14 protein-coding genes are annotated in these 16152 nt (G+C 64.4%); 11 read left to right on the plus strand and 3 right to left on the minus strand.

The annotated features are described in order from the left end of the window. From Q7514_RS06695 to Q7514_RS06725, 7 genes are all read left to right on the plus strand, one after another. The gene (locus tag Q7514_RS06695; RefSeq protein WP_330132463.1) at positions 1–1191 is read left to right on the plus strand and encodes an acyl-CoA dehydrogenase family protein; all 1191 of its coding nucleotides are present in this window, start codon (positions 1–3) and stop codon (positions 1189–1191) included. Positions 1192–1433: 242 nt separating this feature from the next. Beyond that, positions 1434–2948, plus strand: a complete 1515-nt coding sequence (locus Q7514_RS06700) for a class I adenylate-forming enzyme family protein (protein ID WP_330132464.1) — start codon at positions 1434–1436, stop codon at positions 2946–2948. 29 nt (positions 2949–2977) lie between these two features. Beyond that, positions 2978–4132, plus strand: a complete 1155-nt coding sequence (locus Q7514_RS06705; RefSeq protein ID WP_330132655.1) for a thiolase family protein — start codon at positions 2978–2980, stop codon at positions 4130–4132. Positions 4133–4145: 13 nt separating this feature from the next. Further along, positions 4146–4943, plus strand: a complete 798-nt coding sequence (locus Q7514_RS06710) for a crotonase/enoyl-CoA hydratase family protein (RefSeq protein WP_330132465.1) — start codon at positions 4146–4148, stop codon at positions 4941–4943. A 185-nt stretch (positions 4944–5128) separates the two neighbouring features. Next, on the plus strand, positions 5129–7408 hold the full coding sequence (locus Q7514_RS06715) for a CoA transferase (protein WP_330132466.1): 2280 nt from the start codon (positions 5129–5131) through the stop codon (positions 7406–7408). 18 nt (positions 7409–7426) lie between these two features. Continuing rightward, positions 7427–8434 (plus strand): DUF2889 domain-containing protein, encoded by a 1008-nt coding sequence (locus Q7514_RS06720; RefSeq protein ID WP_330132467.1) that lies wholly within the window; start codon positions 7427–7429, stop codon positions 8432–8434. Between the two features lie 156 nt (positions 8435–8590). Beyond that, entirely contained in the window at positions 8591–10108 is a 1518-nt protein-coding gene (locus tag Q7514_RS06725) for an ABC transporter substrate-binding protein (protein WP_330132468.1), read from the plus strand. A 233-nt stretch (positions 10109–10341) separates the two neighbouring features. On the opposite strand, the gene Q7514_RS06730 is transcribed toward Q7514_RS06725, so the two are convergent. Both Q7514_RS06730 and Q7514_RS06735 read right to left on the minus strand, forming a co-directional pair. Then, complete coding sequence (locus tag Q7514_RS06730) at positions 10342–10551, minus strand: hypothetical protein (RefSeq protein WP_330132469.1); 210 nt, start codon at positions 10549–10551, stop codon at positions 10342–10344. Positions 10552–10634: 83 nt separating this feature from the next. Next, entirely contained in the window at positions 10635–11804 is a 1170-nt protein-coding gene (locus tag Q7514_RS06735; protein WP_330132470.1) for an amidohydrolase family protein, read from the minus strand. Positions 11805–11964: 160 nt separating this feature from the next. On the opposite strand from Q7514_RS06735, the gene Q7514_RS06740 reads away from it, so the two are divergent. After that, the gene (locus tag Q7514_RS06740) at positions 11965–12573 is read left to right on the plus strand and encodes a TetR/AcrR family transcriptional regulator (RefSeq protein WP_330132471.1); all 609 of its coding nucleotides are present in this window, start codon (positions 11965–11967) and stop codon (positions 12571–12573) included. A 69-nt stretch (positions 12574–12642) separates the two neighbouring features. Here the strand turns inward: Q7514_RS06740 and Q7514_RS06745 are convergent, their stop codons facing one another. Continuing rightward, entirely contained in the window at positions 12643–13698 is a 1056-nt protein-coding gene (locus Q7514_RS06745) for an acyl-CoA dehydrogenase family protein (RefSeq protein ID WP_330132472.1), read from the minus strand. Positions 13699–13824: 126 nt separating this feature from the next. On the opposite strand from Q7514_RS06745, the gene Q7514_RS06750 reads away from it, so the two are divergent. From Q7514_RS06750 to Q7514_RS06760, 3 genes are all read left to right on the plus strand, one after another. Beyond that, positions 13825–14478, plus strand: a complete 654-nt coding sequence (locus tag Q7514_RS06750; RefSeq protein ID WP_330132474.1) for a PaaI family thioesterase — start codon at positions 13825–13827, stop codon at positions 14476–14478. Next, the gene (locus tag Q7514_RS06755; RefSeq protein ID WP_330132475.1) at positions 14475–15242 is read left to right on the plus strand and encodes an enoyl-CoA hydratase-related protein; all 768 of its coding nucleotides are present in this window, start codon (positions 14475–14477) and stop codon (positions 15240–15242) included. The genes Q7514_RS06750 and Q7514_RS06755 overlap by 4 nt, the downstream gene beginning before the upstream one ends. A gap of 70 nt (positions 15243–15312) precedes the next feature. Then, the gene (locus Q7514_RS06760; protein ID WP_330132476.1) at positions 15313–16134 is read left to right on the plus strand and encodes an acyl-CoA thioesterase; all 822 of its coding nucleotides are present in this window, start codon (positions 15313–15315) and stop codon (positions 16132–16134) included. The last annotated feature ends 18 nt before the right edge of the window (positions 16135–16152 follow it).

Consider the following 16152-nt stretch of genomic DNA (forward strand, 5'->3'; position numbering starts at 1 on the left):
ATGGATTACGGGATGACCCCGGAGCTCGAAGAGTTCCGTGCAGAGGTAAGCGGATTCGTCGCGGCGAACAAGCCGGCGATCACCGTCAAGGCGGGTGTTCGCAGCGCGGAGGGTGCCGAGGAGCTGGCCCTGCTCAAGGAGTGGACGGGAAAGCTGTTCGCGGCCGGGTATGTCGGCGCCGACTGGCCGGAACAATACGGCGGTAAGGGTTCTGCGCATTCGTCGGAGAAGGACGTCGTCGTCGGTGAGGAACTCGCGCGCGGACGCGCGCCAGCCGCCATCCAGGGCGCCGCACATCTCGTGTCGCATGCCCTGATCGATTTCGGCACCGAGGAACAGCGACAGAAGTACCTGCCGGGAATCCGCTCCGGTGAGCTCATCTTCTGTCAGCTCTTCAGCGAGCCGAGTTCGGGCAGCGACCTCGCGTCGCTGCGCACCAAGGCCGTCCCCACCGAAGACGGTGGTTTCAAGGTCACCGGTCAGAAGGTGTGGACCACGAACGGACACTGGGCCGATTACGGCTACCTGCTTGCGCGTACCGATCCGGATGCCCCGAAGCACCGGGGTATCAGTGCATTCATCGTCGACATGCGCCTGCCTGGTGTCGAGGTGCGGCCGTTGCGGGAGATGACCGGTACGTCCGATTTCAACGAGGTGTTCCTCGACAACGTCGAGCTCGGACCGGATGCGTTGATCGGTGAGGTCAACCGCGGCTGGGGAATCGCGAATTCGAGTCTCGGGCACGAGCGCAGTGGAGTGGCGACGAGCGCGGTGCGGTTGCAGCAGAACGTCGAGGCGCTGAAGGATCTGGCGAAGAACGTCACGCGGAACGGACGGCCGGCGATCGAAGACGGTGCCGTGCAGGACCGCATCGGTGAGCTGGCCGCGGCGGTCACGGCCCTCTCTGCTCTGGTGTACGCGAACATCAGCCGGTGGTCACGCAAAACCGAGCGACCGTACGACGCGCCGATGACCAAACTGATGTTCAGCGAGCTCGGCGTGGACATCGCACGTTTCGCTCTCGAGCTCGCCGGCGAGGCCGGGATTCTCGTCGAGGGAGACGCGAACGCGGTCGACCGTGGTCGGTGGCAGGACGAGTTCCTGTACGCGCGGGCGTACACGATCGCGGGCGGAAGCTCGGAGATCATGCGCAACCTCATTGCCGAGCGTGGGCTGGGAATGCCGCGCTGAAGTGTGTCACGTGATCGGGGGAGGGTCCGACGGATCCTCCCCCGCTTCGTCGTGCGAGGACTGCGGGCGTCCCGTTGCGAAACTTGACCCAAACACGATTGACCTAGTTAACTATGTCATCTATCTTGAAGGTAGACGTTTCGCTCCGCGTTGCCGTAATCGGTGCACGGGAGCGTCATGAAACCGGTACCGATGCAGGAAGAACGCGGATTTTTCCCGTCGGCAGAAGTGGGAGGCATCGAATGACGGGTATCAGGGAAGCGGTGGGCTTGCTGTGGTCGGCATCCGACGACGCGAAAATGGTCCAGCAGGGCAAGGTATGGCACACGTGGGGTGAAGTGCGCGTGCTCGCCGAGAAGATCGATGCCGAACTGGCGCGCGTCGGGTGCAGTGAGGGTGCGCGTATCGGCGTCGTGCTGGGGAACCGGATGGAGTCCATCGCATCCTTGATCGCCATCCTCGGCAAGGGTCGCACGATCATCACACTCAACCCCATGCAGCCGACGGCGCGAGTTACCGCAGACGCGGTGGCATCGCTTCCACAGGTCGTGCTCGCACCGCAGAGCGTGTGGGAAGAAACCGAATTCGAGGTCGCAATAGCGGAGGCCGGCATCGTCGGATTCGCGGTCGACGGACTCGACGTCGTGCAGCGAACGGGTGGTCCCGAGGTCACCATCGAGATCGTGAAGGACGAGAAAGACCCCGTTGCGGTCGAGATGTTCACTTCGGGTACCACGGGCCCGCCCAAGCGGGTCCCGTTGACCTGGCGTCAGCTCGAGGCGGCTCTCAAATCTGTCCACAGCCACACCGGTAAAGGTGGCGACGAGCGTGAGCCGCTCACCGGACGCGTTGCCCTCGTGTCGCTCGCGATCGTGCACATCGGCGGCCTGTGGGGTGTCATTCAGGCGCTTGCCGAGGCGCGACCGATCGTCGTGTTGCCGCGGTTCACGGTCGACGGATGGGTCGACGCCGTGCACGAGCACCAGTTGCGTGTCGCGGGTCTCCCGCCGGCCGCGATGCGGTCGGTACTCAACGAGGACGTGCCCAAGGAGAAGCTCGCGAGTCTGCGTGCGGTGACGGCGGGCACGACCTTCGTCAGCCCCGACCTGGCCGACGAGTTCACCGAACGTTACGGGATTCCCGTGATGATCATGTACGGTGCCACGGAATTCGGTGGTGCAGTGGCAGGGTGGACCAAGCCGCTCATCGGCGAATGGTGGGCGCGCAAGCGTGGCAGCATCGGCCGACCCTTCCCCGGCGTGAAGATGCGCACGGTGGACGAGAGTGGAAACGTGCTGCCCGTCGGCACTACCGGCCGCCTGGAAGTTTGCTCCAGTCAGACCGGCACCGGAACCAACCAGTGGGTGCGTACCAGCGATCTGGCTCATCTCGACGACGACAACTTCGTCTACATCGACGGTCGCACCGACGACGCGATCATCCGCGGTGGCTTCAAGGTGCAGCCGGAGACCGTCTGCAATGCGTTGCGTGCGCACAGTTCGGTGCTCGACGCCTCGGTGTACGGGAAAGCCGACGAGCGACTCGGTCAGGTTCCCATCGCGGTGATCGAACTGGTCGACGGGGCCGACCCCGTCGACGAGGCCGAACTCAAGGAGTTCGTCCGCACTCAGCTGACCGGTTACGAAGTGCCGGTCGCCATCCATACAGTGGACGCACTGCCGCGCAGCGTGTCCCTCAAGGTCGACCGGCGACGACTGCTCGAGATGGTCGCCGAACTCGAATCCACGCGGGTCTGACCCCGCAATCGCTCACAAAGAAGGAATGCATCATGACTGCAGTAATCGTGGAGGCAGTGCGCACCCCCGTCGGTAAGCGGAACGGTGGCCTGTCCGGTATTCACCCGGTCGATCTGTCCGCTGTTGTGCTCACTGCGCTCGTCGAGCGCACAGGCATCGACCCGGCCCTCGTCGAGGATGTCATCTGGGGTTGTGTCCAGCAGGTGGGCGAACAGTCGCAGGACATCGCTCGCACCGCGCTGCTCGCAGCCGGATGGCCCGAGACGGTCCCCGGTGTCACCATCGACCGCCAATGCGGATCGTCGCAGCAGGCACTGAACTTCGCTGTCGCGAGTGTCGAGGCCGGTCACTACGACGTCGTCGTCGCCGGTGGCGTCGAGTCGATGTCGCGCGTCCCGATGGGCTCATCCGTGCAGGTCGCCGGCAAGCCTTTCAGTCAGGCGTTCCTCGACCGTTACGACGGTGCTGTACCGAACCAGGGCGTCGGCGCGGAGATGATCGCCGAGAAGTGGGGCATGAGCCGCACCGAGGTCGACGAGTTCTCCGCCCGCTCGCACGCGCGGGCCGCGGCCGCGCAGGACGCGGGGCTGTTCGATGCCCAGATCGTGCCCGTCACGGCGCCGGACGGCACGGTGATCTCGAAGGACGAGGGTATCCGCCGCGGCACCTCGGTCGAGTCTCTCGCAAAGCTCAAGACGGTGTTCAAGGAAGACGGCGTGATCCACGCCGGCAACGCCTCGCAGATCTCCGACGGCGCGTCGGCTCTGCTCATCATGAGCGAGGAGGCGGCAGTGAAGTACGGTCTCACGCCGATTGCCAAGATCCACACAGCGACCGTTATCGGAGCCGACCCGGTCATCATGCTCACCGCGCCGATCCCGGCGACGGCCAAGGCTCTCGAGAAGTCGGGCCTGAGCGTCGACGACATCGGGGTGTTCGAGGTCAACGAGGCGTTCGCCCCCGTGCCCCTCGCATGGCTGAAGGAGATCGCGGCCGATCCCGAGCGCCTCAACCCGAACGGCGGCGCGATCGCCCTCGGCCATCCCCTCGGTGGATCCGGTGGACGCATCCTTGCCGACATGGTTCACCACATGCGGCGCAACAAGATTCGCTACGGACTGCAGACGATGTGCGAGGGTGGCGGTCAGGCCAACGCCACGATCCTCGAGCTCGTCGAGAACTGAGTAGGAGCCGACGATGACTCGGACAACCCAGGCCGGTGCGCTCGTCGAGCGCGTGGGCAACGTCATGGTGATCACGATCAACCGCCCCGAGGCCCGCAATGCGGTGAACTCCTCGGTGAGTATCGGAGTCGGCGGAGCCCTCGAAGAGGCCGCGAATGACCCCGAGGTGCGTGCGATCGTCGTCACCGGTGCGGGCGACAAGTCGTTCTGCGCAGGAGCCGACCTCAAGGCGATCTCGCGCGGCGAAAAGCTGCATGCTCCCGGTCATGAAGATTGGGGCTTCGCGGGCTTCGTCAAGCACTACGTCGACAAGCCCACGATCGCTGCGGTCAACGGGACGGCACTCGGCGGCGGTACCGAACTTGCACTGTCGGCGGACCTCATCGTGGCCGCGGAGAACGCAACCTTCGGGCTGCCCGAGGTCAAGCGCGGTCTGATCGCCGGCGCCGGGGGCGTGTTCCGTCTCCCTGCCCAGATCTCGCAGCGCCTCGCGATGGAGATGATCTTCACAGGAGATCCGATCAGCGCTGCCCGCGCTTTGGAGATCGGTCTGATCAATCAGGTCGCGCCCGAAGGGAAGTCGGTCGAGGTTGCGATCGCGCTCGCGGAGCGTATCGCCGTCAATGCTCCCTTGTCGGTGCAGGCCAGCAAGCGCGTCGCCTATGGCGTCGTCGATGAACAGCGTGCCGAGGAGAATGATCGGTGGGCACTGTCCGCCGCGGAGTGGGATCGCCTTGCGCTGAGTGAAGATGCCAAGGAAGGGCCGCTCGCATTCGCCGAGAAGCGTGAGCCGGTCTGGAAGGCTCGCTGACGCTCGTTTCGTGGCGGTGTAGAAGCCCGGGTCGTCCCGCAGGGGTTCGGCCCGGGCTGCCCCTGGTCGCCATACAAAGCTTACTAAGTAGACCTTGTGTTCCTTGTGCGGTAATCTCGTGGTGAGCATCACAGCGGGTGTTGGTTCCGGCACATGTAGTCCGGAGTACGAAAGGCGGAATCTCCATGACCGATCGGATTCTCGACGGAGTACGTATCGTCGAACTCGCCTCCGGGCTGGCCGTTCCGGTTGCGTCGCGCATGCTCGCAGAGGCGGGTGCCGATGTCATCAAGGTCGAACCTCCGCAGGGTGATCCACTCCGCGAACGTGTTGCCTTCGCTTCCTGGAACCGCAGCAAGCGCAGCGCCGTCCTGGACATCAAGACCGACGACGGTCGCGCGAAGCTGGCCGATCTGCTTGATACGGCCGACATCTTCATTCACGAGTTCACCCCTTCGCGTGCCGCCGAACTCCGCCTCGACGACGCCGCCCTGCGTGAACGTCACCCGCACCTCATCGTCTCTTCGGTCACCGGATATCCCATCGACCATTCCGATCGTGACCGCCCGGCCCACGACCTGCTCGTTCAGGCCCGTTCCGGACTGATGGGAGAACTCTGGGGCTACCGCGAGGGCCCGATTGCCATGCGCTTCCCGCTGCCGAGCTGGGCAGCGGCCTCGCTGGCCGCCGCAGGCATCGTGGCGCGGCTCATTCAACGCGACGGCACCGGCCGCGTCGGTGCGGTGCATACATCACTGCTGCAGGGCATGCTCAACACGGCATCACTCGCCTGGAACAATGCCGAGAACCCGATTCCGCAACTGATCCTCAACAAGTACGAGGCTCCGCCGCAGCTCGCGATGTACCAGTGCAGCGACGGGGTATGGCTGCAGATGATGAACCCCGGCGAACGCATCGATGTGGGGGCGATCCCCCTCGTCAAGGAGGTCGCCACAGAACTCGGTGGCGACCTGAGCGACTTGTCCAGGAACGCAAGCGAGGATCTGCGCATGGTCATTGCGCAGCGCCCGAGCACCGAATGGCTCCCCGTTCTCCGCGCCGCCGATCTCGGAATCGAACCCGCTCTGCAGATGGGTGAGTTGCTGCGCGATCCGCAGGTCACTGCCAACGGGTACGTCGCCGAAGTCGACGACCCGACGTACGGAAAGACGATTCAGGCAGGAAGCCCCTTCGGCATCGATCCCCCGTGTGCTGTCACGCGCCCGGCTCCGTTGCTCGGTGAGCACACGGACGAGGTGTTCGCCGAACTCGGATCTTCGCCTGCAGCGAATGTGATCCGTCCGGACGATGCCGTCGACCCGCGCCCGCTTGCGGGACTGAAGGTCCTCGACCTCGGATCCTTCCTCGCAGGCCCGATGGCGCCGATGCTGATGGCGGACCTCGGTGCCGAAGTCATCAAGGTCGAGCCCGTCGTCGGCGACCGGCTCCGGTACAAGCCCAGCTATTGGGAAGCGTGCTCCCGCAACAAGCGTTCCCTCGCGGTCGACCTGACCACCGAGCAGGGCCAGGCCGTGCTGCACAAGCTCGTCGAATGGGCAGACGTCGTCCACCACAACCAGCGTCCGAAGGCGTCCGCGAAGCTCCACATCGACGAGGCCGGTCTGCGCGCGCTCAAGCCGGATATCGTCTTCGGCTACGTGACCAGCTACGGAGAGAACGGCGATCGCGCCGACAGCCCCGGTTTCGACTCGATCTTCCAGGCGCTCGCAGGCTGGGAGGTCGAGAACGGTGGCATCGGAAACCCGCCGCAGTTCTCCCGCTTCGGTGTCCTCGATGTCCAGACGGCACTCGGCTCGCTCACCGGAACACTGCTCGCGGTGTACCACAAGCAGCGCACCGGGCGCGGAACCAAGGCATCGGGGTCGCTGCTCGCGTCGGCCACCGCGACGCAGAGCGAAACGCTGATCCGCCTCGCCGACAACAGTGTCGCCGAGTATCCGCGGTTCGACGCAACCCAAACCGGTTTCGGCCCGGGCCGCCGCATCTACGAGGTAGCCGACGGTTGGGTCGCGGTCGTTGCCGAAGCCGGCGGCCAGCTCGCCGCGTTGCGCGCGATAGCGGGCGCAGCCGATGACGACGGGATCGAGGCGGGCCTCGCGGCGTTCGAATCCGAGAAGCTTCTGGTCGAACTCGCGTCCGCGGGCATTGCCGCAGAGCCGGTCCGTGAGGAGTACAGCTTCGAGTTCTTCGACGATGAAGCGAACCGCACCGGTCAGCTTATCGCTACTTACGACCACGCACACTTCGGTCGGATGGAACAGCCCGGCGCCTACTGGAATTTCGACGACCTCACGTTGCAGTTCCACCGTGCAGCTCCGGTGATCGGTCAACATACCCGGGAGATTCTCGCCGAACTCGGGCATTCCGAGAGTGAGGTCGAGAAGATGTACGCGGATCGAGTGGCCGGGGGGCCATCGGTGCCGAAGATGTGGGAACACGAGTAGACAGCAGAGGACAACTTCATGGCAGTCGACATCCCGTTCGGGCTCGTGGCCCGCGGCCCGTCCGGCCCCGCGCCGGCCCGCCGCACGGGTTCGGTGCGCCGCACCTCGACGATCGATATGCGCTGGCCGGAGGGGCCCGGAACCCAGTTGCGTCTCACCGGCAGGTCGCGCGACCTGCTGACACCGGACGACGGTGAGCTCGTCGTCCTCGCCGAGGACGCGATGTCGGTGGGGGTGAACTCGCTGACTCGCACGATCGAGGACATCGCCACCGATCCGCCGCGACCTGCGGTGACCGGGATGATCGGTGCGCGTGGTGGTGGAAGTTCGCGCAAGGTACTCGCCGAGGTGCTGCCCGACGAGGCTGCGGCCGGCACCCCGCTGTATCTGATGCTCGACGACATCGCGGGGGCATCGCTGGTTGCCGGATTCGCGTACTCGCGCTGGATGCCGCGCGAACAGTTGCTTGTGGCGATGGCGAACGGCCCGCGTCGCAGCATGGAGGGTATCTGCACAGGGTTCCAGCCGGGCTCGGAGGCGTTGATGCCGGACGGCTCGTCCAGGTGGAATCATCAGGTGCACACGGTCGGACCGCTGCCGCGCGAAGATGATCCGATCGGTTGGCATGAACTCTCGGAGATCACCGAGATCTCGATGCGACGTGCACGCAGGATCGACGTGACGATGGGTGATGTCATCGAGATCGACTCGATGTTCCAGGACTCGTCGACGGTGCCCGAGGGGGGTCGTGTTGCCGTGCACGAGTATCTGGTGAAAGCGACCGCGGATCGTGTGACAGGGGAAATCCTGTCGATGTCGGCGGATCCCCGCGTGCTTCCGTACGACGAGTGCCCGCTGGCTTCTCTGTCCGTCGACCGGATCGTAGGAACCCCGCTTCGCGACCTGAGAGCGGCTGTGCTGGAGATATTTCCCGGCACTGCGGGATGTACGCACCTCAACGACGCCATGCGCGCAATGGCCGAAGTGCCTGTGCTGGTCGACGCGCTTCGAAGCGCAGACAGGTGAATACAACTTAGTAATATAAGTGCTACAGGTTTACCAAGGAAGATGTTAGCCTAGACACATTCCGGTCGCGGGTGTGTCTCCCGGGCCGGGAATATCCGTATCCCCTGAGAAAGGCCGAACATGTTTCGACGGCGCACTCTTCGCCTGGCTGCCGCCGTGGCCGCTGTAGGATTGCTGGCCGCCTGCGGCTCGAGCGAATCCGGTGGTTCCGGCAATTCCGGTGTACCCAACCCCGACGCGACGCTGAGTACGGGCTGGACCACCGGCATCACCAGCCTCGATCCGCATCTGGCGACCAGTGAGATCGCTTCGTTCCGGTTCGGGCTCAACATGATCTACGACCGGCTGTTCACCGTGAAGGCGGACGGCACGGTCGACGGAATGCTCGTCGACAACTTCTCGTACTCCGATGACGGCCTGCAACTCGTGCTCGACCTGCGTGACGATGCGACGTTCCGCGACGGCTCTCCGGTCGACGGCAATGTTGTCAAGGTCAACCTCGACCGTGCCCGCACGCTCGACAGCCCGTCCGTGAAGTCGCGCATGGAGCCGGTCACCGACGTCACCGTCACCGGCCCGTATCAGGTCACGCTGACACTGGCCGAGCCGACCGACACCATGCCGTATGTCATGGCCGAGATGGCCGGCTTCATCATGCATCCGGATCTGATTGCCAACGGCGACCCGGCTACCGAGACCAACGGCTCGGGTGCGTACTCGGTGGAAAGCTTTGCTCCCGGTGAACAGTTGACGATCGTTCGCGACCGAACCGATTACTGGGACACCGAGGCCGCTCAGATCGCGAAGCTCGAATACAAGGCCATCTCCGACACTCAGGCGTTCACGAACGCGATGGCCGGCGCGCAGATCGAGTTGGGCCAGTTCCTGCCGGGCACGGTGACGGCCGTCGAAGACCGCCGCGGACTGACGACGGTCGACGTCCCGACCGGTATCGGCGTGGAACTGTTCCTGAACCGGAATATGGCCCCGCTCGATGATGTCCAGGTTCGCCGGGCGATCAACTACGCCTACGACCGTGACGTGATCGTCGAAGCGCTCTATCCGGGTTCCGAAACGCGCTATCAGTACTCGCGCACCGGCCTTCCGGGCTACGACGCCTCGCTCGACGACACCTACAGCTACGATCCCGAGAAGGCGAAGCAACTGCTTGTCGAGGCCGGTCACCCGGACGGCATCGATCTGGGTGAAGTGATCATCGTGAACGTCATCACACCGGGAGTGGCCGACGTATTGCAGGAGCAGTTTGCAGAAGCAGGCATCAAGATCACGCCGATTGTGAAGGATGGACTCGAGGGCCCGACATCGTTCGGCCGTGGTGAGGCCTCCGCTCTGTTGCACTACTCCCCGCTGGGGACCAGCTTCACGGCCGGGTCTTCCTATCGCTGGGGCCCTCGCCTCAATCCGTCGGGTGTGACGCCGGAGTACGAGCAGATGCTCGCCGACGCAACAGATCCGCGTCGTTCGGAGGAGGAGCGTGAAGCCTCCTCGGTCGAGCTCAACACCTACCTCGTCGACCAGGCGTGGGGCGCACCGCTCGTGTGGATCACCTACCCATGGGTCATGAGCGACAAGGTTGGCAACTTCAGCACCGAGATGGATTACTCCACGACGACCGGTCCCTTCGACCAGCGGTACTTGACCGTGTCCGAGTAGAGCACTCCCGAATCGGAAATACTCCCCTGGCCACAGGCTGGGGGAGTATTTCCGTATCGGTGGAACCGGGTGCGGCAATCGCGACAAGCAGGTGGGCCTGGGCTCTCCACAATCGTGCGGATCCATCTGCGCGGCGCCCTCGACACCCTTCACAACATTGAAATCCAGGTCCGGAGCCTTGTTCAGGCTCCGGACCTGGATTTCAATGTATGGAGAATGGTTCGGCCGAGCGGCTACTTGCCTTCGGTCTCGGCGGTGTGGGCCCGAGCCAGGGCCAATCCCTCGTCGCGAGTCGGGACGGTGGTGTGCCAATTTCCGCACGTGCAGAAGGCGATGTAGTGGTCTTCGGACGGCAGGACGGCCTGTGCGTCGCAGTATCCGGTGGACTCGGCCATCGAGGAGACGAACTCGCCGGGCAGGTCGTAGAGAACGCTGTCGCTCATCGGAGTGCTCTTTCAGGAGGTGAAGTGGGCCGGCCGGCCCGCGATCAATCGATGCGGACCGGCCGATGGATTACTGGAGAACGTCAGACGGCGGCGGTCGCGGGCTTCTCCGTGCCGACAGCAGGAAGCTTGGGGCTGCCCGGGAACAGCTCTTCGAACGTGCCGTGCATGATGCGATCCTTGACCTTCTGGTCGACACTGTCGAACAGGTTGTGCAGGGTCAGCTGCGTGTGGCCGTAGGTGCCCTCCATATGCGGGTAGTCGCTACCCCACATCACGTTGTTGTAACCCATGCCGGTGAGTGCAGCGACAGCCGACTCGTCGTGCTGGAACGACGCGTAGACCTGGGAATAGATGATCTCCTTGGGGCTGCGCTTCAGCTTGGGTCGGACGACCGTCGAGTGCTGGCGGTACCCCTCTTCCATACGATCGGCAACGAACGGCACCCACGTCGCGCCGCCTTCGGAGACCAGAACCTTCAGATTGGGGTGTCGATCGAGCGCACCCGAAGCGACGAGTTTCATTACAGCGCGCTGGCCGCCGAAGGTGGTCTCGGTGTAGTTCAGCACAGCGCCGCCGGGACCGCGATAGGCAATTCCGGACGCGCCACCGGACGCGAAATCGATGGGCTCGGTACCGATGTGGAACGCGATGACCATGCCGATGTCCTCGGCGAGAGCCCAGAAGGGCTCCCACTCGTCGCGGTTGTAGTCCTTCTGCTGCGGGTGCGGGGCGACGGGCATGAAGACGGCCTTGTAGCCGATCTCGCCGCAGCGCTTGAGTTCGTCGCAGGCATCCTGGATGTCGAGTGTCGAGACCTGGGCGGTGGGGACCAATCGCGGCGAGTAGTCCATGATCGTTTCCTTGGCCCAATCGTTGGACACACGCAGTGCCTCACGCAGGACTTCGGGGGTACGGAACGAGCTGGACCACATGCCGAGCGACGGGAAGATGAGCTCGGTCCAGATGCCCTCTTCGTCGAGGTCCTTCAGGCGCAGTTCGACGTTGCTGGCGCCCGGTGCGCGATGGCTCGCAGCGTAGAACTCTTCCTGCGCAATGCTGGGGAGCCGTCGACGGAATGCCTGCCCGTCGACGAAGACGGTCTCCCACTTGCCGTCGGGATCCTTCTCGGAACGGGGGACGAGATCGGCGAGATGCTTGGGCAGGCGTGCGCGCCACAGATCGTCGGGCTCGAGGAAGTGCGAATCACCGGAATTGGCCCACAGCTTCTTGTCGGACACTTGGGTCTCCATTCGTTCGTACGGGGATGGGGCTGGGCACCGAGCGGGCAAATTCATGCTGGTACCGGCCTGTATTGATAGAAATTCTAGAACGACGTTTTAGGATGTACAGTGATTATGGCCACGCAGAGGGTGGGAAGTCAACCCCAGGCGGTGCGACAACGGAGGAACGATGCTGCAGAGCAAGGGGCGCACACGCGCCCGCACCTGGACGAGTACGTCTGCGACGAAGGAGAAGGTCCTCGACGCGGCCGTCGAGGTCTTCGGCGAGCATGGCTTCACTGCGGCGACCATGGCCGAGATCGTCGAGCGCTCGGGCGTCAGCGTCGGCAGCATTTATCACCATTTCGGTGGGAAAACCGAGGTTTTCAACGCGATCTGGGAGGACTTCGTCGGTTTGCTGCGCGGCCGGGTCGACGAAGTTGTGCAGTCAGCCCGGCAGGCCGGGGAAACCGACGGCTTCGAACTGTTCGTCCTCGGAACCCGCGAATATCTCTCGCTGATATGGGAAAACCGTGTGCAGGCCCGCGTCATCGCGATGGGGGACACCCCACCCGGATTCGACGGGCAGCGCCGGAGGGCGAGCCGGGTCGGCGGCGACAGTGAGATCGCGATACTCGGACTCGGACCGACGCGCAGGGAACGGCTGTTCGGTGACTTCCTGCTCGCCATGCGCAACGAGACCACGATCGCGCTGTTCGGCACGAAGACCGAGGCGGATGCGCAAGAGTTGATCGACGAGGCGGAGAAGTACTTCAGGCGATTGCGCGCCGGCGCCTGAGATGAACGGTACGAAAGGCGAGGCAGTGGTCTCGAACCCGCTGCCTCGCCCTTTCGTGCATGGTCTCGCTCAAGCCGAGACGAGCCGGCGCCGGTGGTACGACACCGACCCATCGAGGAGTTCGTCAACCTTGATGCGGCGGATCAGCAGGTGTACGTCGTGCTCCCAGGTGAAGCCAATGCCTCCGTGTACCTGCAGCGCGGTCTGCGCGGTGGCGCTGGCTCCTTCGCCGGTGAACGCTGCCGCCGCGGACACCGAGCGGGTGCGGGCGTCGGCATCGTCGCCGTCGAGGGCAACGGCGGCGGCCCACAGCGCGGCGCGCGAGGCTTCGACGGACAGGGCCATGTTCGCGCAGTGGTGTTTGATCGCCTGGAAGCTCGCGATCGGCTTGTCGAACTGGGTGCGCTGTCCGGCGTATTCGACCGTGACATCGACCAGACGGGCTGCCGCGCCGAGCGCGTCCAGGGCCCGGAATGTGGTGAGCTCGTCGTGCAGGAGCGCGACGGTACCGGGCTGCAGCACCGACCAGTTTCCCTCTTCGAGGATGACGTCGACTTCGGCGACCGACCACGAGCGGGTCAGGTCGAGGGTTTCAAGGGTGCGCACGGTAACCGTATCGACGGGTAGCACGGCGGCGACTTCGGTGCCGGAGTCGGTGGAAACGACGACCAGAACGCTATGCGCGTCGACCAGCCCTGTCGTGGGAGCTGTCGTACCGCTCAGGCGAAGGGTTGTACCATCGACCTGCGCATGCAGTGCGGAGTTCTCGAGGGACGGGAGTGCCGGTACCACGAGCTTGGCGCCGGATTCGGCGTCCTCGAAGACTGGATGGTCGAGCTGTTCGAGGAGGCGCGTTGCGATCGCGAGTTCGGCGACCGGCAGCGGGCTGCCCGCGCGGCCGTGCTCTTCGACGAGCACAGCGAGATCGACGTGTGTGCCGCCCATGTCCTCGGTGAGGAGCCCGATCAGACCGGATTCGGCGAGGTGCTGCACGCCCTCGGGTGTCGTGCGGGCCGGGCCGTCGTCGATCGCAGGGCGCCGCGCTGCGATCGGATCGTTCTTGGTGAGCCAGGCGCGCTCGGCCTCGGCGAGGGCTTCCTGTTCGTCGCTCAGCGCGAAGTCCATGACACTCCTCCAACATCGTGTTTGTTGACGTAGTTAACCACGTCACCTAAGTTTTGGATAGCGCCCGAGACGAGATTTCTGAAAGTCTAGGTTCGTATCGAGCGGTTGTACGAACACGGAGGTGACATGTTCGGGAGCAGCACAGGTGAATCGGTCGGCGAAGGCGCAATCGGGGGTGGCTGGAGTTCGGTGAGCCACCGGGGCTTCGACGCCGGCGTCCACCAGGAGAATCCGCAGCCGTATGCGGCGATGGTCGCGGTGGCTCGGGACATGCTCGACGAACTCGCGGGAGCAAACCCACCCCTCGACGTCGTCGAAAAGGTTTCTGCTCATCTGGCCGATGTGCAGACACTGCTCACGGACCACCAGGTATCCGAGCGTCGTCGTCCGTTCGGCCATCTCGACGTGCCGGGGCGCGCACAATGCATGTCACCGGTGCTTCGGATGCATCGGTGGGAACGCGACGGTGCTGATGGCGTCGTCACATTCGGCAAATACTACCTGGGCGGGAACGGCGCCGCGCACGGCGGCACGATCCCGCTGATGTTCGACGAAGTGCTCGGCCGGCTCGCGAGCACCGACCGCACGCCGTGCCGTACGGCGTATCTGCATGTGGATTTTCGATCGATCACGCCGATCGACGTCGAACTCACTGTCACCGGGCGGTTCGAACGCGAAGAGGGGCGCAAGCGCTATCTGCGCGCTGAACTCCGTCACGATGACGTGGTGTGCGCCGAAGCCGAGGGCCTGTTCATCGAGCTGAAGCCGGGACAACCGTGACGGACGAGGGTGCGTCTCTGGTCGAGGTCACGCGGCACGGGCATGTCCTCGTGGTGGAGATGCGGCGTGCGGACAAGCGCAACGCAATCGACAGGGCAATGGCCGATGCACTCGACCGGGCATTGACGCTTCTCGATGAGGAGGACGACCTGTGGGTCGGAGTTCTTGCGGCGGATGGGCCCGTGTTCAGCGCGGGTAGTGACCTGACGGCCGGGGGCGACTACGTCACCGAAACTGGCGGTGAATACGGAGTGATCCGGCGGCATCGCACGAAGCCGCTCATCGCAGCGGTTGACGGGCCTGCTCTCGGCGGCGGATTCGAGATCGTGCTTGCGTGCGATCTCGTTGTCGCGTCGGATGCGGCGGTGTTCGGACTGCCGGAAGTAGCGATCGGTCTCGTGCCGACGTGCGCTGGGTTGTTTCGTGCGCCGCGGTCGCTGCCGCTCAATCTCGCGCGTGAGCTCGCGCTGACCGGCGATCCCATCTCGTGTTCGCGCGCGTACGCGGCGGGCTTCGTCAACATCCTGGCACCGGCAGGTGAGGCACGGTCGGAGGCGGTGCAACTTGCGAAGCGAATCTGCAAGAACGCTCCCGTTGCAGTGCGGGCATCCCTCGCTGCGGTCAACGAGATGGCCGCCGCCGACGATGAGGCCGGATGGGAGATCACCGACACCGCAAAGCGTACGATCACCGGTTCCGCAGACGCGACCGAAGGCTTGCGGGCGTTTCTCGAGAAGCGTGCGCCGAAGTGGTCTGGACGCTAATTGGCCTGCAACTTAAGTAACGTAGTAAACTATGTGAAATGGTTTGAGTTTCTGGTGAAAGGGTGCACCGATGTCCGGAACCGAGGCGGGTGTGCCCGTTGCCGACGACACCGTCGAACTCACAGAGATCCTTCGAGTCGAACAACTCGACCGCGATCTGTTCCGTGCCTTGCCCGTGCATCACGACGGCAGGCCACTGTTCGGCGGACAGATCGCGGCCCAATGCCTGCTCGCATGCGGTGCGACGGTTCCGGAACACCGGCATCCGCACTCCCTGCACGGCTATTTTCTGCGGCGAGGTGATTCCGCACAGCCCGTGATCTACCGCGTGGACCGCGACCGCGACGGCCGCAGCTATTCCTCACGCCGTGTCGTCGCACTGCAGGACGGTGAGGTGCTCTTCAGCATGGCGGCGTCGTTCCGTGTCGGTACCGACGGCGCAGAACTGGACGGTGAGCAGCCCACGCCGATGCTGCCGCCCGAGGAGTGCCGCGCAATCCCGAGTGGGCTGCCTCTCGACGCGCGGGTCGACAAGTGGCCGAACCGCACACAATTTTTTCCGACGAGATTTCATGTCCGTCCGATCGGCGGATTGCCCACCGACAATGTGCTCGTCCATGCGGCCGCGTTGACGTACATGTCGGACTTCTCGGCAGGACTACCGAAGCTGCTCGGCGGAGAGGTTCTCGGGCCGAGCCTCGACCATGCTCTTTGGTTTCACGATGTGCCGAACTGGGACGGCTGGCTCCGGGTCGACTACGAACCGGGTACCGCCGGTGGCAAGCGCGGCTGGTATTCCGGGGCGATTCGCGACGCGTCGGGTCGCCGCATTGCGAGTCTCGCGCAGGAGATGGTCTATCGCGACGACGATTCCGAAATGACGGCGCCATGAGGGCGACCGTGAGATGAG

It is taken from the genome of Rhodococcus artemisiae (genome assembly GCF_036327795.1).
In the GTDB taxonomy this organism is placed as follows: domain Bacteria; phylum Actinomycetota; class Actinomycetes; order Mycobacteriales; family Mycobacteriaceae; genus Rhodococcus; species Rhodococcus artemisiae.